Here is a 25,167-nt window from a genome sequence, read left to right as displayed (position 1 = left end):
CGGGTGGCTCCCTTCACGAGCACTGAGTTGTCCAGTCTACGCCTGCGGCGAGACGGGGAACGGTTCGGGCGCCGGTCCCGCGGGACGGTCGTCGCGCGTGCGGGCGCGCTCCGGGAGCTTCGGCCACGCGACGACGAGGACGGCGATGAGACCGGGCGCGATGGTCCAGACGAGGCCCGAGACGCCCTGCGGGATGAGGACGGAGCCGCCGGTGCTCTCGAGCAGCAGGATCCCGATCATGAGGATGACCCCGAGGGCCGCTGCCGACGCTGCGAGCCGGTCCCCCAGGACGATGCGGAGTCCGACCAGGAGCATGGCCACGCCGAGGATCCCGAGCACCAGTCCGACCGGGAGGGCGACACCGAGTACGGAGGGCGCCCAGGCGTGCGCGACCGTGCCGATGGCGCCGTACGCCAGACCGACGAGGAACGCGAGGACGATCCCGATCACCCGCGACGCCGTGGACTGCTCGTGCGGTGCGTCCTGCTGCGGCGGTGTCGGCGGGAACCAGCGGTCGTCGCCGACCGTGCGGCCGTCTGGGAGGCTGGGGTCGGGGGCCGGATCGGTCATCCGCCGATTGTATCTGGACAGCCTCAGCATCAGGCGCTATGGTCGACGTCGGATAAGGTTAGCCTTACCCAACCGCGTTCCGAAGTCGCAGCGCCCCGCCCGGACCACGGTCCCCGCCCGGCGCGCCCTCGGATGCATCCCCACCCCGCAGACGACGGCCTCCCCCGGGCGACCGCCTGCTCGACGCCCGAAAGTCCGGTCACGTGCTCGCGAACTACCTCATCGGCCTCCGCGAAGGCCTCGAAGCAGGCCTCATCGTCGGCATCCTCGTCGCCTACCTGAACAAGCTCGGCCGCCGCGACGTCCTCCCCCGGTTGTGGCTCGGCGTCGCCGTCGCGATCGTCGTCTCGCTCGGTGTCGGTGCCATCCTCACCTGGGGACCGTACGGGCTGAGCTTCCAGGCGCAGGAGATCCTCGGCGGCGGACTCTCCATCCTGGCCGTCGGGCTCGTCACCTGGATGATCTTCTGGATGGGGCGCAACGCCCGAGAGCTCAAGCACGACCTCGAGTCACGACTCGACGCCGCCGTCGCCGGATCGGCGATCGGCATCGTCGTCCTCGGCTTCATCAGCGTCGGCCGCGAGGGCATCGAGACCGCCCTCTTCATCTGGGCGAGCGTCAACTCCGGTGAGAGCGCCGTCGTCGGCTCGATCGGCGCGCTCCTCGGCATCCTCACCTCCGTCGTCATCGCGTATCTCATCTACCGCGGATTCGTCCGGATCAACCTCGGCACCTTCTTCACGTGGACGGGGCTCTTCCTCGTCGTCGTGGCTGCCGGCGTCCTCGCCTACGGCGTCGGCGACCTCCAGGAAGCGGGCGTCATCCCCGGCTGGGGGCAGGCCGCGTTCAACCTGAGCGCGATCATCCCTCCGACGAGCTGGTACGGCACCGTCCTCGGCGGACTCTTCAACTTCACCCCTGCCCCGACCTGGGCGCAGTTCGGTGCGTGGCTGCTGTACCTGATCGTCACGCTCGTCTGCTTCATCCGGGTCTCGGGTCTCGGCCGTCGGCGCCCGACCTCGGTCACGAAACCGGTCACGACGAACGCCTGACCGGTCCCCGCCCCACCACGAACCAAGCACCAGCACCTTCCGACAGGAGTCTCCATGCAGCACCGCATCATCGCCGGCCTCGCCGGCGCGGGCGTCCTCGCCCTCGCCCTCACGGGATGCGTCCCGAACAAGACGGGAAGCGACGCACTCACCGTCGCCATCACCGACGACTCGTGCTCGGTGTCCGTCGCGAAGGCGACGGCCGGTGCCGTGACGTTCTCGATCACCAACAACGGCACCGACGTCAACGAGTTCGAGATCCTCGCCTCGGACAAGCTGCGCATCGTCGGCGAGAAGGAGAACGTGACGCCGGGCCAGACGGTGTCCTACGTCGCTCAGCTGAACCCCGGCACGTACTACACGGCCTGCAAGTTCCAGCTCGTCGGGGCTCCCGTCGGCCTCGCCGAGTTCACCGTCACCGGTGAGAACGCGGCCGTCTCGAAGGACGAGCAGGCGCTCACCGACCAGGCCGTGACGAACTACGTCGCGTACATCAAGTCGCAGGTGGCCGAACTCGTGCCGCAGGTGAAGGCCTTCACCGACGCGTACGCCGCCGGCGACGATGAGACCGCCCGTCAGCTCTTCGCGACGACGCGCGTCTCGTACGAACGCATCGAACCGACGGCCGAGGCGTTCGGCGACCTCGACCCGAAGATCGACTACCGCGAGGTCGACGCCGTGGCTGAAGGACTCGACTGGACCGGCTTCCACCGGATCGAGAAGGACCTCTGGCCGCCGGCAGCCGACGCGCTGAACTCCGACGGCACGAGCGCGCTGACGGACTGGACGCCGTCGACGCCGGAACAGCGTCAGCAGTTCGCCACCGGACTCGTCGACGACGTGCAGCAGCTGTTCGACCTCGTCTCCGAGAAGGACTTCACCGTGAGCCTCGGCGACATCTCGAACGGTGCCATCGGTCTCCTCGACGAGGTCGCCGTCGGCAAGATCTCCGGCGAGGAGGACTGGTGGTCCCACACCGACCTCTACGACTTCGCGGCCAACGTGCAGGGAGCCGAGGTCGCGTTCGGCAACGTCAAGGACATCGCCGCGAGCAAGGGTGACGCGGGCACGAAGCTCGTCGGCCAGATCGAGACCGAGTTCACGGCGCTGCAGGACCTGCTCGCGAAGTACGGCAGCCTCGACAGCGGCTTCGTGAGCTACGACACCGTCACCGAGGAGCAGCGCAAGGAGCTCTCCGACCAGGTGAACGCCCTCGCCGAGCCGCTGTCGCAGCTCACCCACACGGTGCTCGGCGTCGCCGAGTAGCACCGAACGGATCCACCGCCGCCTCCGCGGCGCGCCGGGCCGGAACCGCTCAGAGCATTCTGGGGGTTCCGGCCCTGCGGCCTTCCAGCCATCCCTGAATAGCATGAGGTCCGATGACCGAGCACACTCCCCCCACGACTCCTGCCACCGAGGCAGGGTCCACGCCCACCGCGCCTGGACCCGAGGCAGGATCGACGCCCACCGCGCCTGAATCCAGCGCCGCGTCCGCACCACCGAACGACGCCCCGCGGCGCGGGCTGTCGCGCCGGGCGCTGTTCGGCCTCGCCGGAGCGGGCGCCGCAGGGCTGGCGGCCGGAGCCGGGGCGACCGCGGCCATCACCGCCGCCGTCAGCGCCTCGGCGAGTGCCGCGGGCGTCACGACGGTCTACCCGTTCAACGGGGCCCACCAGAGCGGGATCACGACGCCGGCGCAGGACCGCCTGCACTTCGCCGCGTACGACGTGTCGGCTGGGACCACCCGGGAGGAGCTCATCGAGTTGCTCCAGGACTGGAGTGTCGCCGCGGCACGCATGACGCAGGGGAAGGAGGTCGCCGACGGCGGTGCCGTCGACGGCTCCCCGCTCGCTCCCCCGGTCGACACCGGAGAAGCGCTCGGACTGCCCGCCAGCGGGCTCACGATCACCTTCGGGTTCGGACCCACGCTCTTCACCGCCGAGGACGGCACGGACCGGTTCGGCATCGCCGACCGGCGCCCGGCCGAGCTGGAGAAGCTCCCCCGCTTCACGGGCGACAACCTCCAGGCGGGCCTCACCGGCGGCGACCTCTGCATCCAGGCGTGCGCCGACGACCCGCAGGTCGCCGTGCACGCGATCCGCAATCTGAGCCGCATCGCGTTCGGACGCGCCTCCATCCGCTGGTCGCAGCTCGGCTTCGGTCGTACCTCCTCGACCTCCACCAGCCAGGTCACCCCGCGCAACCTGTTCGGCTTCAAAGACGGCACCGCGAACGTCAAGTCCGAGGAGACCAAGACGGTCGAGGAGCAGGTCTGGGTTCAGGACGGAGACAGCGCCGCCTGGCTGAGCGGTGGTTCCTACCTCGTGGTCCGGAAGATCCGCATGATCATCGAGACCTGGGACCGCGCGCAGCTCCAGGAGCAGGAGCGCGTCATCGGTCGGAGCAAGGGCGAGGGCGCACCGCTGTCGGGCGGTAAGGAGTTCACTGAGCCCGACTTCGACGCGGTCGGCGCAACGGATCAGCCGCTCATCGACAAGCACTCGCACGTGCGCCTGGCGCACCCGACCCAGCTCAAGGGCACGAAGCTCCTGCGACGCGGATACAACTTCGTCGACGGCAACGACGACCTCGGGCGGTTGAACGCCGGACTGTTCTTCATGTCGTACCAGCGATCGCCGAAGCAGTTCATCGACGTGCAGCGCGCGCTGGCCACCGATGCGCTCAACGAGTACATCAAGCACGTCGGGTCGGCGATCTTCGCGGTGCCGCCGGGCGCGAGCAAGGACGGCTGGGTCGGCGAGACGCTCTTCGCGTAGGACCTGCCCGGTCGCTGAGCCCCGGTCACTGAGCCCTCCCTGCCCGGTCACTGAGCCTGTCGAAGTGCGCCCTTCGACAAGCTCAGGGACCGAAAGGGCGCTCAGGGACCGGAAGGGCGCTCAGGGACCGGAGAAGCACCGACCCCGGTCACTGAGCCTGTCGAAGTGCTACTTGACCGTCACCGTGTAGAGGATGCTGTCCGCCGAGGCGACGAGCTTCACGTCGTAGGCCGTCGTCGACAGCGTCACGATCGAACCGTCGCCGTTCGCGATCTCCCCGTCGATCGTGAAGCCCGCCGCGACGAGCGCGTCCTTGGCTGCGGTGGCGGCGTCGGTCGCCTGCACCGTGACGACGAAGGTGTCCTTGCCGTCGACCGTGCCACGTCCGCCGTTGACCGTGCCGTCGACCACTGGGACGGCGTCGACGGGGTATCCGTCCGGCAGCCCCTCGTCGAGGTTCACGTCGAAGTCGCCACCGGTGGCGTCGCGGATGCCCTGCTCGACGGAGTCCTTGACGGTGGACTCGATGACGCTGCACCCGGCGAGCGTCGGAGCGAGGACGAGGGCGGCCAGCAGGGCGAGGGAGGCGGGTCGGCGCATGCGATCAGCTTAACGACCGGATGCCCGGTCTTCCTGAGAGGACCGGGCATCGGGTTGGAGCGGTTACTGCCTACTCGGACTGCTTCTTGAGACGCGAGTAGCTGCGCTGGCGGGCCTGAGCGTCGAGCTCGACCTTGCGGATGCGCACGTGCTCGGGCGTGACCTCGACGCACTCGTCCTCGCGGGCGAACTCGAGGCTCTCCTCGAGCGTGAGGACGCGCGGCGGCGTCATCGACTCGAAGTTGTCGGCCGAAGACTGACGCATGTTGGTCAGCTTCTTCTCCTTGGTGATGTTGACGTCCATGTCGTCGTTGCGCGAGTTCTCACCGATGACCATGCCCTCGTAGACCTCTTCGGTCGGCTGCACGAAGAACGACATGCGCTCCTGCAGCGCGATGATCGCGAAGGGCGTGACCACGCCGGAGCGGTCGGCGACGATCGAGCCGTTGTTGCGCGTCGTGATCGCGCCGGCCCACTCGCCGTAGCCGTGTGCCAACGCGTTGGCGATACCCGTACCGCGCGTGGCGGTGAGGAACTCGGAGCGGAAACCGATGAGGCCGCGCGACGGGACGATGAACTCCATGCGGACCCAGCCGGTGCCGTGGTTCGCCATGTTCTCCATGCGGCCCTTGCGAGCGGCGAGGAGCTGGGTGATCGCGCCGAGGTGCTCCTCGGGAGCGTCGATGGTCAGGTGCTCGTACGGCTCGTGGACCTTGCCGTCGATACGCTTCGTGACCACCTGCGGCTTGCCGACGGTGAGCTCGTAGCCTTCGCGACGCATCTGCTCGACGAGGATGGCGAGCGCGAGCTCTCCACGGCCCTGGACCTCCCACGCGTCGGGTCGACCGATGTCGAGGACCTTGAGCGAGACGTTACCGATGAGCTCGCGGTCGAGGCGGTCCTTGACCATGCGCGCGGTGAGCTTGTGGCCCTTGACCTTGCCCATGAGCGGCGAGGTGTTGGTACCGATGGTCATCGAGATGGCCGGGTCGTCGACCGTGATGGCCGGCAGCGCGCGGACGTCCTCGGGGTCGGCCAGGGTGTCGCCGATCATGATGTCGGCGAAACCGGCGACGGCGACGATGTCGCCGGGGCCGGCGCTCTCGGCCGGGTAGCGGTCGAGGGCCTTCGTGATCATGAGCTCGGTGACGCGGACGTTGTGGACGTCGCCGTCGTGGCGGACCCAGGCGACCGTCTGGCCCTTCTTCAGCGTGCCGTTGAAGATGCGCAGGAGCGCGAGGCGACCGAGGAACGGCGAGGCGTCGAGGTTCGTGACGTGCGCCTGGAGCGGGTGCTCGTCGTCGTACTGCGGAGCCGGGATGTGCTCGAGGATGGCTGCGAACAGCGGCTCGAGGTCTTCACTGTCGGGCAGTTCGCCGTTGGCGGGCTTGTTGGACGACGCGCGGCCGGCCTTACCGGAGGCGTAGACGACCGGGACGTCGAGGACGGCGTCGAGGTCGAGGTCGGGGACGTCGTCGACCATGTCGCTGGCGAGACCGATGAGGAGGTCCTGGCTCTCGACGACGACCTCGTCGATGCGTGCGTCGGGGCGGTCGGTCTTGTTGACCAGGAGGATGACCGGCAGCTTGGCCTCGAGCGCCTTGCGGAGCACGAAGCGGGTCTGCGGCAGGGGGCCCTCGGACGCGTCGACGAGGAGGACGACGCCGTCGACCATGGACAGGCCGCGCTCGACCTCTCCACCGAAGTCGGCGTGGCCGGGGGTGTCGATGACGTTGATCGTGATCGGGCCGTCGGTGGCGTGTTCGCCCTTGTACGAGATCGCCGTGTTCTTGGCGAGGATGGTGATGCCCTTTTCGCGCTCGAGCTCATTCGAGTCCATGGCGCGTTCTTCGAGGTGGGCGTGTTCGGCGAAAGAGTTGGTCTGTCGCAGCATGGCGTCGACGAGGGTCGTCTTGCCGTGGTCAACGTGGGCCACGATCGCGACATTGCGCAGATCGGAACGAGTGGCGAGCGCCATAAAAGGGTGGCTTCCTTCAAGTGGATGGGATTCGGGCACGATGGTGCCGACGGACCATCATACCGCAGGAGTCCTGGCCGGGGGCTGAACGGCGACGGGCACCGGCGGTTTCCCGCCGATGCCCGTCGTCCTCAGGAGGAACCCGTCGTGTCGCTTACTTCTTCCAGCCCACGTTCTTCCAGTCGATGGTCTCGAACTGGGTCGGCCCGTAGTTCACGAGGCCGGTCTTGACGCCGTAGGTGTACGGCACCGGGAACAGCGGGAGCGTGGTCGCGAGGGCGACGATCTTCTTGTCGATCTCCTTCGCGATCTCGAGGCGCTTGTCGGGGTCGAGCTCCGCGTTGGCGCTCGCCCAGAGGTCACCGAGGGAGTCGTCGGTGACGCCGGGGAAGTTCTGCCCGGAGTCGGCCGGGTAGAAGATCGACTCGGTGCTGGAGATCGGGAAGGCGGTGCCCTGCCACGCGAAGCTCACGGCGTCGAAGTCGCGGGTCTCGGTGGTGACGTACTTCGTGAAGAAGTCATCCGAGGGGACGGTGTCGATCTGGAGGTCGAAGCCCGACTCCTTCACCATGGCCTGCACCTGCTGCGACGTCTCGGCGGAGACCGGGTTGTCGGAGTCGATGACGTAGCGGACGGTCAGCTTCTGGCCGTCCTTCTCGCGGATGCCGTCGCTGCCCTCCTTCCAACCGGCGTCCTCGAGCTGCTTCTTGGCCGCGTCGATGTCGTAGCCGAGCACCTTGGAGGCGTCGTCCTCGTAGCCGTCCTGGCCCGGGAGGAAGATGAGGTTGTTCAGCAGGTCGGTCGGCGCGTCGATCGCGGCGAGGCGGGCCTCGGCGATGGTCTGACGGTTGATCGACTTGGCGAACGCCTGGCGGACCTCGGGGTCGCTCAGGACCTCGGACGTGCCGTTCAGCGTGATGTGGTTGTAGGTGGTACCGCGCGAACGCTGGATCTCGGCGTCGCTGCGCTTCTGAGCCGTCTGGTAGTTGTCGGCGTTGGAACCCACGCTGAAGACGTCGATCTCACTGTTGGAGAACGCCTGGGCGAGCCCGGCACGGGAGATCTGCTTGAAGATGATGTTGTCGAGCTTCGGCTTGTCGCCCCACCACTTCGGGTTGGGCGCGAAGGTGACGACGGCACCGGTCTGGTCGATCTTGCTGACGATGTACGGGCCACCCGAGACGTAGGTCGTGCCGTCGGCCGCGTACGGTCCGGTCGCCCAGAGGGTGTTGAACGACTCGGGCGTCGCGCCGAGCCACTTCGGCCAGATGTTGCCGAGGATGGACGGCCAGTCCGCGTTCTTGTTCTTGAACGTGATGAGGACGTCCTGCGGGCTGTCGCCGGCGGTGACGGACTCGATGTCCTTCCACACGTTCGTGGACGTGGGTGCGTACGCCTCGTTCGCGCCGTTCAGGGACTGCCACGTCGCAGCGACGTCGTCGAAGCTGATCGCGGTACCGTCGGACCACACGGCGTCGGGGTTGATCTTGATCTCGACGACCTGCGGGTCCTCGCTCTTCAGCTCGACCGAGGTCGCGTAGTCGGGGTTCGCCTCCCAGGAGCCGTCTTCCTTGATCTTGACGAACGACGGCGTGTACAGGTTCGTGAGGAACTGGTCGTCGACCGTACCGGCGTCGAGGTTGTTGAGGTTCCAGTTGGCCGGGATCGTGTCGACCGCGAGGTTGAGTGTGCCGCCCTGGGCGATCTGGTCGGCGTCGGCGCGCTCCCAGCCGGTGCCGGACAGCTCGGCGGGCTTCGACGTCGAGCCGCCACCGCCTGAACCACCTCCGGTGCAAGCCGTCAATGCGAGGGCGACGATCGAGACGCCGGCGAGGATCATCCCGCCGCGCCGCTTCGATCCCTGTGTTCTGGAACTCATCGAGATCCACCTTTCGTGACGTGTAACTGCGCAACGCCGCACCGATGCGGAGCGGAAGGCGCGCAGGCCAATGGGGACCATCTTGCACCCGCTCCGGGGATCCCCCACAAGTGGGCACGAATTGTTACCGTTTCGATTTCTCGACGGTACGAGCCGGAAACATACGTTTCGTTTCCTGGGAACACGCGTCGTTTTCTGATTCCCGATGGTTCGGGGTTACAGTGTCTCCACCCCACGAGGGGAGCACAGCTGACGGGACGACGCGGTCCCGCACAACGACTTCGCAAGGCTGGTACATGATCGGGTTCATTGCACGGCGGTTGGTCAACTACCTGTTCCTCTCCGCCATCGCCACCATGCTGGGCTACGTGCTCGTGAGCATGACGCTCCAGCCCTCGGCCCGGTTCCTCGGGAAGAACCCGCCCATCCCGCAGTCCTCGATCGACGCGGCGCTCGACAAGATGGGCGTCAACCCGAAGGTGCCGCTGCTCGAACGCCTCTGGGACTGGGTCACCCAGCTCGTGACCACCGGGTCCCTCGGCGTCAGCACCCGCGGCACCCAGGTCACGGCCGACATCTTCGAGCGCTCGGGCACGAGCCTCCGACTCCTCGTCATCGGCACCATCCTGGGCGCGGTCATCGGCGTCGCCCTCGGCGTCTGGGGCGCCGTCCGGCAGTACCGGGCCAGCGACCAGATCATCACCTACGCCTCGTTCACGATCCTCGCGATGCCCGTCTTCGTCATCGGCGTCGTGCTCATGATCCTCGCGACGTCGCTCAACCAGGCGGTCGGCACGAACGTCATCAACTTCACCGGCGAGTACACCGCCGGCCTACAGGGCGGGTTCTGGACACAGTTCGGCGACCGGGCGATGCATCTGCTGCTGCCCACCATCACCCTCACCGTCGGCGCCGTCGCCTCGTACTCGCGGTACCAGCGCAGCGCCATGCTCGACGTGATGAGCGCCGACTACATCCGCACCGCCCGCTCGAAGGGCCGGACCCGCGGCTCCGCGATCATCCGACACGGCGTCCGCGTCGCGCTCATCCCGATGTCGACGTTCTTCGCCTACTCCTTCGGACTCATCCTCACCGGCGCGAGTGTGACGGAGAACGTCTTCAGCTGGCACGGCATGGGCGAGTACCTCCTCACGAGCGTCTCGAACTCGGACATCAACGCCGCCGCCGGAACGATCCTCTTCACCTCCATCCTCGTCCTGATCGCCGGAACCCTCTCCGACGTGATCTATGCGGCGCTCGACCCGAGAGTGCGGGTGTAACGACATGGCACTGACCGACCCATCGACCCTCACCGTCGGCGAACCCGAGACGATGCGGGATGCACCAAAGCGGCCGCAGTCCCGCGGACGCACGATCCTCCGGAAGGTGCTCGCCACGAAGCGCGCCCGCATCGGTGGAGGCGTCCTCGTCTTCATCATCCTCTGGGCCTTCATCGGCCCGATGCTCTCCCCCTGGTCCTTCACCGACCAGGACGGCCTCGCCTTCAGCCAGCCGCCCTCGCTGTCGCACTGGTTCGGCACGAACAACATCGGCCAGGACGTGTACGCGCAGACCCTCGTCGGTCTGCAGAAGTCCATCGTCATCGGCCTGATCGTCGGCCCGGGGGCGGCGATCATCGCCGGACTCGTCGGGGCCATCGCCGGTTACGTCGGCGGTGTCTGGGACAAGGCGATCGTCTGGCTCATCGACCTGCTCCTCGTCATCCCCGGCTTCTTCCTCCTCGTGCTCCTCAGCCCGGCGTTCAAGTCGCTCTCCTGGCTCGCCCTCGTCGTCTTCCTCGTCCTGTTCGGCTGGATGGTGCTCGCCCGCGTCATCCGCGGGCAGACGATGTCGCTCCGCGAACGCGAGTACGTCAAGGCCGCGCGCTTCATGGGCGTCCCCGGGTTCACGATCATCCGTCGGCACATCATCCCGAACGTCGCGAGCCTCCTCATCATCGACGCGACGCTCGGCATCGGCGCGGCGATCCTGTCGGAGACGACGCTGAGCTTCTTCGGCTTCGGCGTCCAGGCGCCCGACGTCTCGCTCGGTACTCTCCTCGCCGCCGGTGCGAGTGCGGCCGTGACGCGGCCCTGGCTGTTCGTCTTCCCGGCAGCGATCCTCGTCATCACCGTGCTCGCCTCGAGCCTCCTCGGCGACGCCCTCCGCGACGCCATCGACCCGACCTCAGGAGCCAACCGTGACTGACCCCCAGGCGACCGCGCCGCTCCTCAAGGTCGACGACCTCAGCGTCACCTTCCCCAACGCCGGCACGCCGGTGCACGCCGTCCGCGGTGTCTCCTACGAGGTGCGGCGAGGCGAGTTCCTCGGCATCGTCGGCGAGTCGGGCTCCGGTAAGAGCGTCTCCTCGATGGCCGTCATGGGGCTGCTCCCGACCAATGCGCAGGTGAGCGGCAGCATCCGCTACGACGGCGTCGAGCTGCTCGGCCAGTCTGACAAGGAACTGTCGAAGATCCGCGGGCGCGACATCGCCATGATCTTCCAGGATCCGCTCTCGGCCCTCACGCCCGTCTACACGATCGGTCAGCAGATCGCCGAGGGCCTCCGTCTCCACGACTCCGCGCTCTCGCAGCGCGCCGCCGAGACCCGGGCCGTCGAACTCCTGAAGATCGTCGGCATCCCGAACGCGGAGCGGCGTGCCAAGTCGTTCCCGCACGAGTTCTCCGGTGGCATGCGTCAGCGGGCCATGATCGCGATCGCCATCGCCAACGACCCGCAGCTGATCATCGCCGACGAGCCGACCACCGCGCTCGACGTCACCATCCAGGCGCAGATCCTCGAGGTGCTCCAGAAGGCGAAGGACATCACCGGCGCCGCCGTGGTGCTCATCACGCACGACCTCGGTGTCGTCGCCGGCAACGCCGACCGGGTGGCCGTGATGTACGCGGGTCGGATCGTCGAGACGGCACCCGTCGTCCCATTGTTCCGCGAACCCCTCATGCCGTACACGATCGGTCTGCTGCGCTCCATGCCGAACATGGCCGCGAACCAGCAGGAGCGACTCGTCCCGCTCGAGGGACGCCCACCGCTGTTGACGACCGTGCCGACCGGCTGCCCCTTCGCCCCGCGCTGCCCGATCGCCGTGGCCGCCTGCCTCGAGGGTGAACCGGCGCTGCTCCCCGTCCTCGACGGTCCCGTCGAGGACCCGACGACCTCGGTCAACCACACGGCGGCGTGCATCCGCGCCGGCGAGATCGCCGACGGGTCGCTGCGCCGCCCGGAGATCTTCCCTCGGCCGGACGACGTACCGGAGGAGCTCGTCGCCGAGGTCGCTCCGGAGACCGTCCTCGACGTCCGCGACCTGACCCGCGCCTTCCCGCTCACGAAGGGCGTCGTGTTCCGTCGCAACATCGGCACCGTCCGCGCGGTCGACGGGGTCTCGTTCAGCGTCCAGCGCGGACGCACCCTCGGCCTCGTCGGGGAGTCCGGCTGCGGGAAGACGACGACGATCATGGAGATCCTCGAACTCGCCGGGACGCAGGGCGGCAGCATCCACGTGAACGGGGTCGACACCGCGACGCTGTCGAAGCCCGACCGCCGGAAGCTGCGCAGCGACATCCAGGTGGTGTTCCAGGACCCGATGGCCTCGCTCGATCCGCGCATGACGATCGAGGACATCATCGGCGAACCGTTGACCGTCCACGGGGTCTCCCCCACCGAGATCCGCTCCCGCGTCGGTGCCATGCTCGAACTCGTCGGCCTGGAACCGTCCTTCGCCGGCCGGTACCCGCACGAGTTCTCAGGTGGCCAGCGACAGCGCATCGGCATCGCCCGGGCGCTCGTCGTCGAACCGAAGATCCTCGTGCTCGACGAGCCGGTCTCCGCGCTCGACGTCTCCGTCCAGGCCGGCGTCATCAACCTGCTCGAAGACCTCAAGCAGCGGCTCGGACTCTCGTACCTGTTCGTCGCCCACGACCTCGCCGTCGTCCGGCACATCGCCGACGACGTGGCGGTCATGTACCTCGGGCGCATCGTCGAGTACGGACCCAGTGCCACGATCTTCGACGACCCGAAGCACCCGTACACGCAGGCGCTCCTCTCCGCGGTGCCGGTCCCGGACCCCGAGATCGAACGCAGCCGGCAGCGCATCCTGCTGAACGGCGACCTCCCCTCCCCCAGCGACGACCGGGTCGGCTGCAGTTTCCGGAGCCGCTGCCCGCTGTTCCAGCTGCTGCCGGCGGAGAAGCAGGCGGTCTGCGAACGCGACGATCCGCGAGAGCGCCCCGTCGACGGACGGCTCGTGGCGTGTCACCATGCGGAGAGCGACCGGCTCGTCACCGCCTGATCGAGCCGTGCGGCCCCGCGGGTCGGCGGCCTGGAAGGATGGTGGACGTGAACGAAGCGATGAACGCCGGCAATCGGACCACTCTGCGGAGCACGAGCGGCTTCTGGATCCTCGGGGTCACCGCCCTGCTCATGGTCTTCTTCATCATCGACGCCGTCGGCCGCGGGGCTTGGAACTTCGCGGTCCAGGCGCTCCCGTGGGAGCTCCTCGTCGTGTGGCTGGTCTACCTCGTCCTCGTCCGCCCCTGCATCGTCATCGAGCCGTCGCAGCTGACCATCGTAAACGTGGGGCGTCTCCACGACATCCCGTGGTCGCGCATGGAGGAGGCCACCAGCCGCTACCAGCTCACGGTGCTCCTCCGCGACGGTCGGAAGATCACGAGCTGGGGCGCGCCGAGCGCCGGTCTCGACCGCCCGTCGATGATCGGCGGACGCGCCGGACGACGCGGGGTCGACCACCAGGACCGCGCGGCGGGTGTCCGCCGACCCGGCCGCGCCGGCAACGAGGGTCCGACGGCCGTCGACCTCATCGACCGTGCGCACGAACGCTGGGGTCGGATCGACCCGAAGGACGACCGCCTCGCCACCTCGCGCTGGGACGTCGTCGCCCTCGGCGTCACGGCCGCACTCGTCCTCTGGGGCGTCGCCTCGGCGCTCCTCGGCTAGCGACCGGCGGACGCCTCCCGCAACGCCGAAGGGCGGTGCCACGGATCACTCCGCGGTACCGCCCTTCGACGTGGTGCGCCGGTTACAGCGCGAGCTCGATCCCGGCGCCGGGGATGGCGTCGAGGAGTTCGCGCGTGTACTGCTGCTTCGGGTTCTCGAAGACGTCGTCCGTGGTCGACGCCTCCACGATCTTCCCCTTCTGCATGACCGCGACGTTGTCGGCGATCACGCGCACGACCGCGAGGTCGTGGGTGATGAAGAGGTACGTCAGCTGCAGCTCCGACTGGAGGTCGGCGAGCAACTGCAGGATCTGCGCCTGGACGAGGACGTCGAGCGCGGACACCGCCTCGTCGAGGACGACGATCTCAGGCTTCAACGCGAGTGCGCGAGCGATCGCGATGCGCTGACGCTGTCCACCGGAGAGTTCGTTCGGGTACCGGGTCGCGACCGCCTGCGGCAGCGAGACCTGGTCGAGGAGCTCCAGCACGCGAGCACGGCGGGAGGCCTTGTCGCCCACCTTGTGCGTGACGAGCGGTTCAGCGATCGTGTTGCCGATGTTCCGCAGCGGGTCGAGGGAACCGTAGGGGTCCTGGAAGACCGGCTGCATCTTCCGGCGCAGCGCGAGGAGGCCCTTGCGATCGAGCCCCTCCATCGCCTTGCCACCGATGCGGATCTGGCCGGACGTCGGCGTCTCCAGCTGCAGGAGCAGCTTCGCCACGGTCGACTTGCCGGATCCGGACTCGCCGACGAGCGCCATGGTGGTGCCCCTTGGGATCTCGAACGAGACGCCGTCGACGGCCTTGAGCTCCCGCTCAGCCGCCTTCTGGCCACGAATGTTGTAGACCTTCTCGAGGTCCTTGACCACGATCGCGGCTTCCGCGTCCGGCTGGGCAGCCTGCGCCGCAGCGCGGTGCTCGGCGGCGACGATGAGGTCGATGCCCTCGGAGCCGGCGGGAGCCTCGTGGTCGAGGGTCTCGAGCGATCCGGTCGCCGACTGGATGCGACGCGACGCCAGGCTCGGCGCCGCTGCGACGAGCCGCTTCGTGTACGGGTGCACCGGGTTCTGCAGGATCTCGACCGACGGACCGGCCTCGACGATCTGCCCCTTGTACATGACGATGAGCTTCTCAGCGCGCTCGGCGGCGAGGCCGAGGTCGTGCGTGATGAAGAGCAGCGCCGTGCCGCTGTCGCGGGTCAGGCTCTCGAGGTGGTCGAGGATCTTCCGCTGGACCGTGACGTCGAGCGCCGACGTCGGCTCGTCCGCGATGAGCAGCTTCGGGCTCGACGACAGACCGATACCGATGAGCACGCGCTGACGCATGCCACCGGAGAACTGGTGCGGGAACTGCTTCAGGCGACGGTCGGCGTCGGAGAGGCCGGCCTGCTGGAGCACCTCGATCGCCTTGGCGCGGACGGCCTTCTTGCCGTGGGCGATGCCGTTGGCACGGATGGCCTCCTCGACCTGGAAGCCGATGTTCCACACCGGGTTCAGGTTGGACATCGGGTCCTGCGGTACGAAACCGATCAGGCGTCCTCGGACGTCCTCGATCTCGTTGCGGGAGAGCTTCGAGAGGTCGCGCCCCTCGAAGAGGATCTCGCCCCCGCTGATCTTGCCGGTACCGGGCAGGAGGTTGATGATCGCGTGCGCGGTCGTCGACTTCCCGGATCCGGACTCACCGACGATCGCGACGGTCTCCCCGGGCATCATGGTGAACCCGGTCTTGCGGATGGCCTGGACCGTCCCGCTCTGGGTACGGAAGGTGACCTCGAGGTCCTTGACCTCGAGCAGCGGCTGCTGGGTGTTCATCTGGCTCGCGTTCAACGCAGGGCCCTCGCCTTCGGGTCGAGCGCGTCTCGCAGGACTTCGCCCATCATGATGAAGCTGAGCACGGTGAGCGACAGCGCGATCGACGGGTAGATCAGCACCTGCGGCGCCGTGCGGAGGTCACGCTGCGCCTGGCTGATGTCGTTGCCCCAGGACATGGTCTCGCTTCCGAGCCCCACGCCGAGGAAGGACAGCGTCGCCTCGGCGACGATCGCGGACGCCAGCGAGATCGTGATGACGACGATCACCGGTGGGATCGCGTTGGGCAGCACGTGGCGCAGGAGGATCTTGAAGCGGGAGACACCCAGCGCGATGGACGCTTGGACGTAGTCCGCGTTCTTGACCCTGAGCACCTCCGCTCGAAGCACTCGGGCGACTGATGGCCAGGCGAACAGACCGATCGCCAAGGAGATCGTCCACACGCTCCGGTACTTCGCGAGCACCGACATGACGACGACGGCCGCGAGGATGTACGGGATGGAGAAGAAGATGTCGCCGATGCGGGACAGCACCGAGTCGACCCAACCGCCGTAGAAGCCGGCGAACGCGCCGAACACGATGCCGAGCGTGGCGGTGATGAGCGTCACGATGAGCCCGACGGACAGCGACGTGGAGGTCCCGTAGATGACCCGCGCGAAGATGTCGCAGCCCTGTTTCGTGAACCCGAGGATGTGGCCGGCCTCAGGCCCGCCGTTGCTGTTCTCGAGGAAGCACTGGTTGTTCGGGGGCGTCTGCGTGAAGAGGAAGGGGAACAGCCCCACGACCACGACGAGCAGGATGAGGACGGACGAGATCCAGAACATGGGACGACGGCGCATGAACGCCCACGCGTCGGTCCAGAGGTTGCTGACCTTCTCGTCGACCTTGACGGCGTCGATGACCGCGAGGGGGGTCTCTTCGAGCGGCGCGACGAAGTGATTCGGGGATCGCTTGATCGTCGGCTCCTGATCATTACTTGACATAGCGGATCCTTGGGTCGAGCACGGCGTAGAAGAGGTCGATGACGAGGTTGATGATGAGGTAGAACAACACCATCACCGTCACGAAGGACACCACGGTCGGGCCTTCTCCTCGGAGGATGGCCTGGTAGAGCGTGCGACCGACACCGGGGACGTTGAAGATGCCCTCGGTCACCGTGGCGCCGACGATCAGCACACCGAAGTCCACCGCGAGGTAGGTCACGACCGGGATCAGCGAGTTGCGCAGGATGTGCACGGGGATGACCCGGCGACGGCTCAGGCCCTTCGAGTACGCCGTGCGGACGAAGTCGAGCGACTGCGTCTCGATGACCGAGGACCGGGTCAACCGCACGATCTGCGCGAAGCTGATGGTGGCGAGGACCAGTGCGGGGAGTAGGAGGTCTTGTATCGGCGCGCCCGGGCCGACCGTCGGTCTGAACCACCCGAGCTGGATCCCGAACACGTACTGCGCGACGAACGCGATGACGAAGACGGGGAGCGAGATGAGGATCAGGCTGACCACGAGGAACGAGGCGTCGAAGATGCCGCCCTTGCGGATGCCGGAGATGAGACCGATCGTGATGCCGGCGACCATCTCGAAGAAGACGGCGATGACGGCGAGCCGCAGCGTGACCGGGAAGGCCTGCGCGAGGATCTCGCTGACCGGCTGCCCGGAGAAGGACGTTCCGAGGTCGCCGGTGAAGATGCCGCCGAGGTACAGGAAGTACTGCACGATGAACGGCTTGTCGAGGTTGTACTCGGCGTTGAGTTGAGCGATCTGCGCGGCGCTCGGCGTCTTGTCGCCGAACAATGCGAGCACGGGATCACCGGGCAACGCGAAGACCATGAAATAGATGAGGAAGGTCGTGCCGAGCAGTACGGGGATAGCCTGCAGGACACGACGAAGAATGTAACCGCCCATGGTGTGGGACTCCTGAACTCGTGAAGCTGGGTGGGCCCGGAAGAACCGGACCCACCCAGCTATGCCGCTACAAGACTACTTGGTGATCTCGTAGTACAGCGGCACCGAGTTCCAACCGAACTCGACGTTCTGCACGCCTTCGCCGAAGCCGCCGCTCACGTTCTGGTACCAGAGCGGGATGGCCGGCAGGTCCTTGAAGAGGACCGCCTGGGCGTCCTGGAACTTCTTGTTCGCAGCGTCCAGGTCGGTCTCGGACGAACCCTCGGAGAGGAGCTTGTCGAACTCGGGGCTGGAGTAGTCACCGTCGTTCGAGGAAGCACCGGTCGCGTAGAGCGGAGCGAGGAAGTTGTACAGACCCGGGTAGTCGGCCTGCCATCCGGAGCGGAACGCCGTCTCGATGGAGCGGTTGGTGATGCCGGCGCGGAAGTCACCGAAGACGGCGACCGGGACGCCCGAGGACTCGATGCCCAGGACGTTCTTGATGCCGTTGGTCACTGCGTCGACCCAGGCCTGGTGCGGCCCGTCGGCGTTGTACGCGATCTGGAAGGAGCCGTCCCACGGGGAGATGGCGTCGGCCTCGGCCCAGAGTTCCTTGGCCTTCTTCTCGTTGTACTTGAGGACGTCGTTACCTTCGATGTCCTTCGAGTAGCCGTCGATGACCGGCGAGGTGAAGTCGGTCGCCGGCGTGCGGGTCCCGTTGAAGATGACCTTGGTGATCTCTTCACGGTTGATCGCGTACGAGATGGCCTGACGACGCAGCTGACCCTCTTCACCGCTGAAGTGCGGGAGGCGGGACGGGATCGTGAAGGACTGGAACACGGCGGCCGGCTGGTTGACCGCACGGTCGCCCAGGTCGTCCTGGTAGGTGGAGAGCGCGGAGTCCGGGATCTGGTCCAGGACGTCGAGGTTGCCGCTCAGCAGGTCGGCGTAGGCGCTGTCGAAGTCCTTGTAGAACGTGATGGTCAGGCCACCGTTCTTGGCTTCGCGGCCACCCTTGTACTCGTCGTTCTTGACGAGCTTGATCGACTCGTTGTGCTTCCACGCCTTGTCGCCGTCGACCTTGTACGGGCCGTTGCCGATCGGGTTCTGTCCGAACTCGTCCGTGACCTTGCCGGCCGCGTCGAACGCTGCAGCGGGCAGCGGGTAGAAGGCGGAGTAGCCCAGACGCAGCGGGAAGTCCGATGCAGGTGCGGACAGCTTCACCGTGAAGGTGGTGTCGTCCACGACGCTCAGGCCCGTCAGGGGCTGGCCGGTCTCGTTGTAGCCCTCGACGTCAGCGAAGAACGAGGCGTTCTTGCGGAGGTTGACGACGGCGTCCTGCCATGCCATGACGAACGAGTCAGCGGTGACGGGGTCGCCGTTGGTGAACTTCTGATCAGCCTTGATCTTGATCGTGAAGGTGGTCGAGTCGTCGGTGTCGATCGACTCGGCCAGGTCGTCGACCGGCTTGCCGTCGGCCGCGTAGTAGCGGAGGCCTGCGAAGACCTCGTCGATGATCTTTCCGCCACCGACCTCGTTGGTGTCGCTGGGGATGAGGCCCGACTCCGGCTCGGAGCCGTTGGTCGTGATGACGGATGATGCGCTGCTGGTGCTCTCGCTGCTGGAACCGCCACCGGAACAACCGGTGAGGACGAGAGCCCCTGCTGCGATGATGGCGGCGGCAGAGCCGAACCGACTGAACTTCACAGTTCCTCCTTGGGGAAAGGGCAAGCGAAAACAGCGCATCGTGTGCGCTGGATCGCTCTTTGAATACTCTGACGATAAGCAGAAGCAGGACGGCGAGCAAACTGGGACGCCAAACGTTACACAGCGGTAACCCAATCGCCGGATTGTTGCTCACGGATGCTTTTTCGTGCACGGATCCCGCCCACGACGCAACAGAACGATCATGATCGCAAAACTCGTGCAGTCACTTCGTCGTTCTGGATACGAATCGTAAGGCGTTCGTCTCCTGATATCCGCCGAGCGGACGCGCAGATGGTATGCGGTGCGCTCGGAGCCACCAGCCAGCAGAATGGACCGGTGAGCGAACAGAACACCACCGAGCGGGGACCGGACCTCCCCGAGGGCGCCGGAAACAACCGTCGGTGGTGGGAGATCGGCGTCGTCCTCGCGCTGAGCCTCGGGGCGTCGGCGGTGTACTCGATCATCTCGCTCATCGCGAAGCTCACCGCGGGGCCGCCGCTCTCCGATCAATCTGCGGCGATCAACACCACCCAGGCCACCCGGGAGTGGCTCGACTTCAGCTACCAGTTCCTCGGGCTCTTCTTCCAGCTCGCGCCGGTCGCCCTCGTCATCTACCTGCTCTGGCAGCCCGGACGCAGCGGCTTCGCGCGGATGGGACTCGACCTCCGCTCCCCCGGACGCGACCTCGGCCGCGGTCTGCTCCTCGTCGCCGCTATCGGTGTCCCCGGCATCGGTGTGTACGCGTTGGGCCGCGCACTCGGCGTCACGGTCGCGGTCTCGACGTTCCCCGACACCATGTACTGGTGGACGATCCCGATGCTCGTCTTCTCCGCCCTCCGCGCCGGCCTCCAGGAGGAGGTCATCATCATCGGCTACCTGTACACCAGGCTCCGCGAGATCGGGTGGGGGTGGTGGACGATCATCCTGTCGACCGCCGTCCTCCGCGGGAGCTACCACCTGTACCAGGGCATCGGGCCGTTCTTCGGCAACGTCGCCATGGGGATCGCGTTCGGCTGGTGCTACAAGCGCTGGGGGCGGGTGATGCCGCTCGTCGTCGCGCACACGGTCATCGACATCATCTCGTTCGCGGGCTTCCCGCTCGCCGTCGCCTGGTGGCCGGAGATCTTCGCCGCGACGCCGTCCTCCTGACGACCCGTTCGCCCATCACGGGGCGGACGAGCACTCCCTCGCCCACGAATGGGCGAGGGAGTGCTCATGGACCTGCTAGGCGAAGGCCTCGGGCGGCGGGCAGGCGCACACGAGGTTGCGGTCGCCGTACGCCTGGTCGATGCGACGCACCGGCGGCCAGTACTTCGTGCGCACGAGCGTGTGTACGGGGTAGACGGCGAGCTCGCGCGAGTACGCGTGCGTCCACTCCCCCTCGATGACCGACTGGGCCGTGTGCGGCGCCCCGACGAGCGGGTTGTCGTCGGCAGGCCACTCGCCCGCCGCGACGGCGTCCGCTTCCGCCTTGATCGCGATCATCGCGTCGACGAAGCGGTCGACCTCGGTGAGGTCCTCGCTCTCCGTCGGCTCGACCATGAGCGTCCCCGCGACGGGGAACGACATCGTCGGCGCGTGGAACCCGTAGTCGACGAGACGCTTGGCCACGTCGTCGACGGAGATCCCGGTCGCCTCCTTGAGCGGACGGAGGTCGAGGATGCACTCATGCGCCACGAGGTCGCTGTCGCCCGTGTACAGGACGGGATAGTGGTCGCTCAGTCGCGCAGCGATGTAGTTCGCTGCGAGCACCGCGGCCCCGGTCGCCTCGCGGAGCCCTTCCGAACCCATCATGCGGACGTAGGCCCACGAGATCGGCAGGATGCTCGGGCTGCCGTAGGGAGCCGCCGAGATCGGACCGCCGTCGTGCACGACCGTCCCGCCGCCGAGCAGCGGGTGCTCGGCCCGCTGCGCCAGCGGGTGACCGGGCAGGAACGGCGCGAGGTGCGCCTTGGCGGCGACCGGCCCGACACCGGGGCCGCCACCGCCGTGCGGGATGCAGAACGTCTTGTGCAGGTTCAGGTGCGAGACGTCGCCGCCGAACTCACCGAACCGCGCGTACCCGAGCAGCGCGTTGAGGTTCGCGCCGTCGACGTAGACCTGGCCGCCGGCGTCGTGCACGGCCTGGGTGATGGTCTTCACCTCGTGCTCGTAGACGCCGTGGGTGGACGGGTAGGTGATCATGAGCGCGGCGAGGGACTCGGCGTTGGCCTCGATCTTCGACCGGAGGTCGTCGAGGTCGACGTTGCCCTGCTCGTCGCACGCGACGACGACCACACGCATGCCGGCGAGGACGGCGGAGGCCGCGTTCGTGCCGTGCGCACTCGAGGGGATGAGGCAGACCGTCCGTTGCTCGTCGCCGTTCGCGCGGTGGTAGCCGCGGATGGCGAGGAGACCGGCGAGCTCGCCCTGGCTGCCGGCGTTCGGCTGCAGCGACACGGAGTCGTACCCGGTGACCTCGGCCAGCCAGGTCTCGAGCTGGTCGACGAGTTCGAGCGAGCCTGCGACGTCCTCACGCGGGGCGAACGGGTGCAGCCCGGCGAACTCGGGCCAGGTGACGGCCTCCATCTCGGTGGCGGCGTTGAGTTTCATCGTGCACGAACCCAGCGGGATCATCCCCCGGTCGAGCGCATAGTCGCGGTCGGCAAGCTGCTTGAGGTACCGCATCATGGCGGTCTCCGAGTGGTGGGTGTTGAACACCGGGTGCGTCAGATACTCGGTCTCGCGGGCGAGCGTGGCCGGGTACTCCGACACGGCGCTCGGACCGAACGCCGAGGCGGACGCCCCCTCGTCGAAGACGTATGCCGACGGCTCTCCGGCGGTGGCGGTCCCAGCGGTCGTGAGCACCTCGACGAGGGTCGGGACGACGCTCTCGACCGCGCTCACCTCGTCGAAGCTCATCGAGACGGTCGTCTCGTCGACGGCCCACAGCAGGAGGCCGCGGTCGTGCGCACCCGACACCACCGCTGCGCTGTCGGCGACGCGCACCTGCAGGGTGTCGAAGTAGTGCTCCGTGAGCACCTCGACACCCGCCGACCCCAGCAGACGGGCTGCACTCGCGGTGGTCGCGTGCACCGACTGCGCGATCCGCTTGAGCCCGTCTGGCCCGTGGTACACGGCGTACATCGCGGCCATGACCGCCAGCAGGACCTGGGCCGTGCAGATGTTGCTCGTGGCCTTCTCACGGCGGATGTGCTGCTCGCGCGTCTGCAGCGTGAGCCGGTAGGCGGGGTGACCCGCCGCGTCCTGGCTGACGCCGACGAGGCGACCGGGCATCTGGCGCTCGAGGCCCATACGGACCGCGAGGTACCCAGCGTGCGGCCCGCCGAAGCCCATCGGCACGCCGAAGCGCTGGCTCGTCCCGACCGCGATGTCCGCGCCGAGGGAACCGGGCGAGGAGATGAGCGTGAGGGCGAGGAGATCGGCCGCGACGACCGACACGCCGCCGGCCGCCTTGACCGCTGCGAGGACCGCCGACGGGTCCCACACGAGCCCGGAGGCACCGGGGTACTGCACGAAGACACCGAACGACGCCGGGAGGTCCTCGGGCGAGGTGGTCGACAACGGCAGCTCGACGAGGTCGATGCCGACCGCTTCCGCGCGACTCCGGAGGAGCGCCTTCGTCTGCGGGTACGCGTCGGCGTCGACGATGAACGTCGGGTCGGCGAGCTTCGAGGCCCGTCGCGCGAGGAGCATGCCTTCGACGACCGCGGTGCTCTCGTCGAGCATCGAGGCGTTGGCCGTGTCGAGACCGGTGAGGTCGGCGACCATCGTCTGGAAGTTGATGAGCGCCTCGAGGCGGCCCTGCGAGATCTCGGGCTGGTACGGCGTGTAGGCCGTGTACCAGGAGGGGTTCTCGAGCACGTTCCGCTTGATGACCGCCGGTGTGATCGTGTCGAAGTAGCCCAGACCGATCAGGCTCCGGTTCACCGTGTTGCGGCCGGCGAGCTCACGGAGTTCGGCGAGCGCCGCGCGCTCGGTCGCGGCGTCGGGGATGCTGGACGAGGCGAGTTCGGCGGCCGTGATCGCGGAGGGGACGGCCGCGGCGAGCAGGGCGTCGACGCTGTCGTACCCGACGGCGGCGAGCATCGTCGCCTGGGCGGCGGTGTCGGTTCCGATGTGCCGTTCTGCGAAGCGGTCCGCCATCACTCGCCCACCAGCGCGGCGTAGTCGTCCCAGCTGAGGAGCGTGTCGGGCAGCGCGTCGTAGCGCACCGAGACGAGCCAGCCGGCACCGAACGGGTCGCTGTTGACGAGCGACGGGTCGTCGACGACGGCGCCGTTGGCCTCGACGACCTCGCCGTCGAGCGGGGCGAAGAGCTCGCCGACGGACTTCGTGGACTCGATCTCGCCGACCACGGTGCTGGCTGAGAGCGCCGCGCCGACGGCGGGGAGGTCCACGAAGACGACGTCACCGAGCTTCTCGGCGGCGTAGTCGGTGATCCCGATGACGGCGAGATCGCCCTCGACGCGGATCCACTCGTGCTCGGCGGTGTACTTGAGGGTGGTCTTGTCGGCCATGGGTTACTTCTCTCTCGAATAGAAGGGGAGCGTGGTGACGGTCGCGGGGATCCGCGTGCCGCGGACGTCGATGTCGAGCACGGTGCCCGGCTCGGCGTGGTCGGGGTGCACGTAGGCCATGGCGATCGGGTGTCCGAGGGTGGGCGACAGTGCCCCGCTCGTCACCTCGCCGACGGTCGTGTCGCCGGCGAGGACACGGTAACCGGCACGACCGGCGCGACGCCCCTCGGAGACGAGGGCGACGAGCACCGGTGCGTCGTCCGCCGGACCGGCCTCGACGGCGTCACGACCGATGAACGTGCCGTGCTTGCCGAGTGCGACGACGCGGCCGAGTCCGGCCTGCACGGGCAGCATGTCCGGACCGAGCTCGTGGCCGTACAACGGCATGCCGGCTTCGAGCCGGAGCGTGTCGCGACTGGCGAGCCCGGCGGGGACCAGTCCGAGCGGTGTCCCGGCGGCGACGATGGCGTTCCACAGCTCCACGGCGTCGGCCGCGTCGACGTACAGCTCGAACCCGTCCTCGCCGGTGTACCCGGTGCGCCCGATGAAGACCGTGCCGTTCTCGAAGGAGGCACCCGTCGCGCGGTAGTACTTCACCTCGTCGAGGGACGGCAGTTCGTCCAGGATGTGGAGCCCCTCGGTCGCCTGGAGGATGGCGCGGGAGGCGGGCCCCTGGACGGCGATGAGCGCGATCTCGTCGCTGCGGTCCATGACGACCACGTGCTCGAACGCCGCGGCCCGCTCGGTGAGCGCTGCGACGACGGCGTCGTGGTTGCCCGCGTTCGCGACGACGAGGTACTCGTGCTCACCGTTGCGGTAGACGACGAGGTCGTCGATGATGCCGCCGGCCTCGTTCAGCAGCAGGGAGTACTTGGCCTGGAGCAGATCGATGGCGGACAGCTTGCCCGCGAGCGCCTGGTCGAGGAAGTCGGCGGCGTCGGCGCCCACGACCTGGATCTCGGCCATGTGGGAGATGTCGAAGATGCCGGCGGCGGTGCGCACGGCGTGGTGCTCGGCGAGGTCGCTCGAGTACCGCACGGGCATCTGCCATCCGGCGAAGTCCGTGAAGCTCGCGCCGGCGGCTTCGTGGACGGCATGGAGCGGGCTGGTTCGTTCGAGGTCGGTCACGAGTTCTCCGGGGTCGCGTGGTGCGCTGCGGACACCTGACGGTGCCCGTTGGGAACTCCCCCTCTGTCATTGGCCTGAGAGCTTCACGAGCGCCGCTGCTGCGGACACTGCTTTCACCGTCGGCGAGCGCACCACGAACGTGCGCTGCTTTCCAGAGTGGCCAGTCCGATGCGGTACAGGACCTGAGAGATTGGCGGGGAGGCTTGCTCCTTCGGTGCCGGCGTACCGGCTCTCCCGCATCGTGTTTGCGGCCCGATGTTCGATTGAGCCGCCAGCATATCGCGAGTGGTCGCCTCGGCG

19 protein-coding genes and 1 riboswitch are annotated in these 25,167 nt (G+C 67.8%); of the genes, 8 read left to right on the top strand and 11 right to left on the bottom strand.

The window, feature by feature from the left end; genetic code table 11:
* Positions 1–36 precede the first annotated feature (36 nt).
* Positions 37–570, bottom strand: a complete 534-nt coding sequence (locus tag EAO79_RS11080) for a hypothetical protein (protein ID WP_124769015.1) — start codon at positions 568–570, stop codon at positions 37–39.
* Between the two features lie 203 nt (positions 571–773).
* Between EAO79_RS11080 and efeU the strand changes: the two genes are divergently transcribed.
* The 3 genes from efeU (at position 774) to efeB (ending at position 4,399) form a co-directional block, all read left to right on the top strand.
* The gene (gene efeU / locus EAO79_RS11075; protein ID WP_124769014.1) at positions 774–1,622 is read left to right on the top strand and encodes an iron uptake transporter permease EfeU; all 849 of its coding nucleotides are present in this window, start codon (positions 774–776) and stop codon (positions 1,620–1,622) included.
* A gap of 54 nt (positions 1,623–1,676) precedes the next feature.
* Positions 1,677–2,888: an iron uptake system protein EfeO gene (gene efeO / locus EAO79_RS11070; protein ID WP_124769013.1), complete on the top strand. Its 1,212-nt coding sequence runs from the start codon at positions 1,677–1,679 to the stop codon at positions 2,886–2,888.
* Between the two features lie 113 nt (positions 2,889–3,001).
* Entirely contained in the window at positions 3,002–4,399 is a 1,398-nt protein-coding gene (gene efeB / locus EAO79_RS11065) for an iron uptake transporter deferrochelatase/peroxidase subunit (protein WP_124769012.1), read from the top strand.
* Positions 4,400–4,567: 168 nt separating this feature from the next.
* Here the strand turns inward: efeB and EAO79_RS11060 are convergent, their stop codons facing one another.
* The 3 genes from EAO79_RS11060 to EAO79_RS11050 all read right to left on the bottom strand — a co-directional run bounded on the left by EAO79_RS11060 (position 4,568) and on the right by EAO79_RS11050 (position 8,856).
* Complete coding sequence (locus tag EAO79_RS11060) at positions 4,568–4,999, bottom strand: hypothetical protein (RefSeq protein ID WP_124769011.1); 432 nt, start codon at positions 4,997–4,999, stop codon at positions 4,568–4,570.
* Positions 5,000–5,069: 70 nt separating this feature from the next.
* Complete coding sequence (typA, locus tag EAO79_RS11055; protein ID WP_056007297.1) at positions 5,070–6,977, bottom strand: translational GTPase TypA; 1,908 nt, start codon at positions 6,975–6,977, stop codon at positions 5,070–5,072.
* Positions 6,978–7,131: 154 nt separating this feature from the next.
* Positions 7,132–8,856 (bottom strand): ABC transporter family substrate-binding protein, encoded by a 1,725-nt coding sequence (locus EAO79_RS11050; RefSeq protein ID WP_164486930.1) that lies wholly within the window; start codon positions 8,854–8,856, stop codon positions 7,132–7,134.
* Between the two features lie 296 nt (positions 8,857–9,152).
* Between EAO79_RS11050 and EAO79_RS11045 the strand changes: the two genes are divergently transcribed.
* Genes EAO79_RS11045 through EAO79_RS11030 form a run of 4 tightly spaced genes read left to right on the top strand, consistent with a single transcriptional unit; the run spans position 9,153 to position 13,827 of the window.
* Positions 9,153–10,136, top strand: a complete 984-nt coding sequence (locus EAO79_RS11045; protein ID WP_079705532.1) for an ABC transporter permease — start codon at positions 9,153–9,155, stop codon at positions 10,134–10,136.
* Between the two features lie 4 nt (positions 10,137–10,140).
* Entirely contained in the window at positions 10,141–11,064 is a 924-nt protein-coding gene (locus tag EAO79_RS11040) for an ABC transporter permease (RefSeq protein ID WP_124769009.1), read from the top strand.
* Complete coding sequence (locus tag EAO79_RS11035; RefSeq protein ID WP_124769008.1) at positions 11,057–13,162, top strand: ABC transporter ATP-binding protein; 2,106 nt, start codon at positions 11,057–11,059, stop codon at positions 13,160–13,162. Before EAO79_RS11040 ends, EAO79_RS11035 begins: the two co-directional genes overlap by 8 nt.
* Before the next feature lie 47 nt (positions 13,163–13,209).
* Positions 13,210–13,827, top strand: coding sequence for a hypothetical protein (locus EAO79_RS11030; protein ID WP_124769007.1), 618 nt, complete (start codon positions 13,210–13,212; stop codon positions 13,825–13,827).
* A gap of 82 nt (positions 13,828–13,909) precedes the next feature.
* Here the strand turns inward: EAO79_RS11030 and EAO79_RS11025 are convergent, their stop codons facing one another.
* From EAO79_RS11025 to EAO79_RS11010, 4 genes are all read right to left on the bottom strand, one after another.
* Complete coding sequence (locus EAO79_RS11025; protein ID WP_079705528.1) at positions 13,910–15,634, bottom strand: ABC transporter ATP-binding protein; 1,725 nt, start codon at positions 15,632–15,634, stop codon at positions 13,910–13,912.
* Between the two features lie 11 nt (positions 15,635–15,645).
* Positions 15,646–16,614: an ABC transporter permease gene (locus EAO79_RS11020; protein ID WP_064296417.1), complete on the bottom strand. Its 969-nt coding sequence runs from the start codon at positions 16,612–16,614 to the stop codon at positions 15,646–15,648.
* Positions 16,604–17,533, bottom strand: coding sequence for an ABC transporter permease (locus tag EAO79_RS11015; RefSeq protein WP_064296418.1), 930 nt, complete (start codon positions 17,531–17,533; stop codon positions 16,604–16,606). The genes EAO79_RS11020 and EAO79_RS11015 overlap by 11 nt, the downstream gene beginning before the upstream one ends.
* A gap of 75 nt (positions 17,534–17,608) precedes the next feature.
* On the bottom strand, positions 17,609–19,219 hold the full coding sequence (locus tag EAO79_RS11010) for an ABC transporter substrate-binding protein (protein WP_241160856.1): 1,611 nt from the start codon (positions 19,217–19,219) through the stop codon (positions 17,609–17,611).
* A 336-nt stretch (positions 19,220–19,555) separates the two neighbouring features.
* On the opposite strand from EAO79_RS11010, the gene EAO79_RS11005 reads away from it, so the two are divergent.
* On the top strand, positions 19,556–20,368 hold the full coding sequence (locus EAO79_RS11005; RefSeq protein ID WP_241160855.1) for a CPBP family intramembrane glutamic endopeptidase: 813 nt from the start codon (positions 19,556–19,558) through the stop codon (positions 20,366–20,368).
* A 75-nt stretch (positions 20,369–20,443) separates the two neighbouring features.
* Here EAO79_RS11005 and gcvP read toward each other — a convergent pair whose 3' ends face one another.
* From gcvP to gcvT, 3 genes are read right to left on the bottom strand one after another with little or no spacing between them, the layout of a single operon-like run.
* Positions 20,444–23,365: an aminomethyl-transferring glycine dehydrogenase gene (gcvP, locus tag EAO79_RS11000; RefSeq protein WP_124769005.1), complete on the bottom strand. Its 2,922-nt coding sequence runs from the start codon at positions 23,363–23,365 to the stop codon at positions 20,444–20,446.
* Positions 23,365–23,739 carry a glycine cleavage system protein GcvH gene (gcvH, locus tag EAO79_RS10995; RefSeq protein ID WP_124769004.1) on the bottom strand — a complete coding sequence of 125 codons (375 nt, stop codon included), beginning with the start codon at positions 23,737–23,739 and terminating at the stop codon, positions 23,365–23,367. Before gcvH ends, gcvP begins: the two co-directional genes overlap by 1 nt.
* 3 nt (positions 23,740–23,742) lie before the next feature.
* Entirely contained in the window at positions 23,743–24,867 is a 1,125-nt protein-coding gene (gene gcvT, locus EAO79_RS10990; protein WP_124769003.1) for a glycine cleavage system aminomethyltransferase GcvT, read from the bottom strand.
* A gap of 161 nt (positions 24,868–25,028) precedes the next feature.
* Positions 25,029–25,114, bottom strand: a riboswitch (glycine riboswitch).
* Positions 25,115–25,167 lie beyond the last annotated feature (53 nt).

Source organism: Plantibacter sp. PA-3-X8 (assembly GCF_003856975.1).
In the GTDB taxonomy this organism is placed as follows: Bacteria; Actinomycetota; Actinomycetes; order Actinomycetales; family Microbacteriaceae; genus Plantibacter; species Plantibacter auratus.
This window is presented reverse-complemented; position numbering and strand designations above follow the sequence as displayed.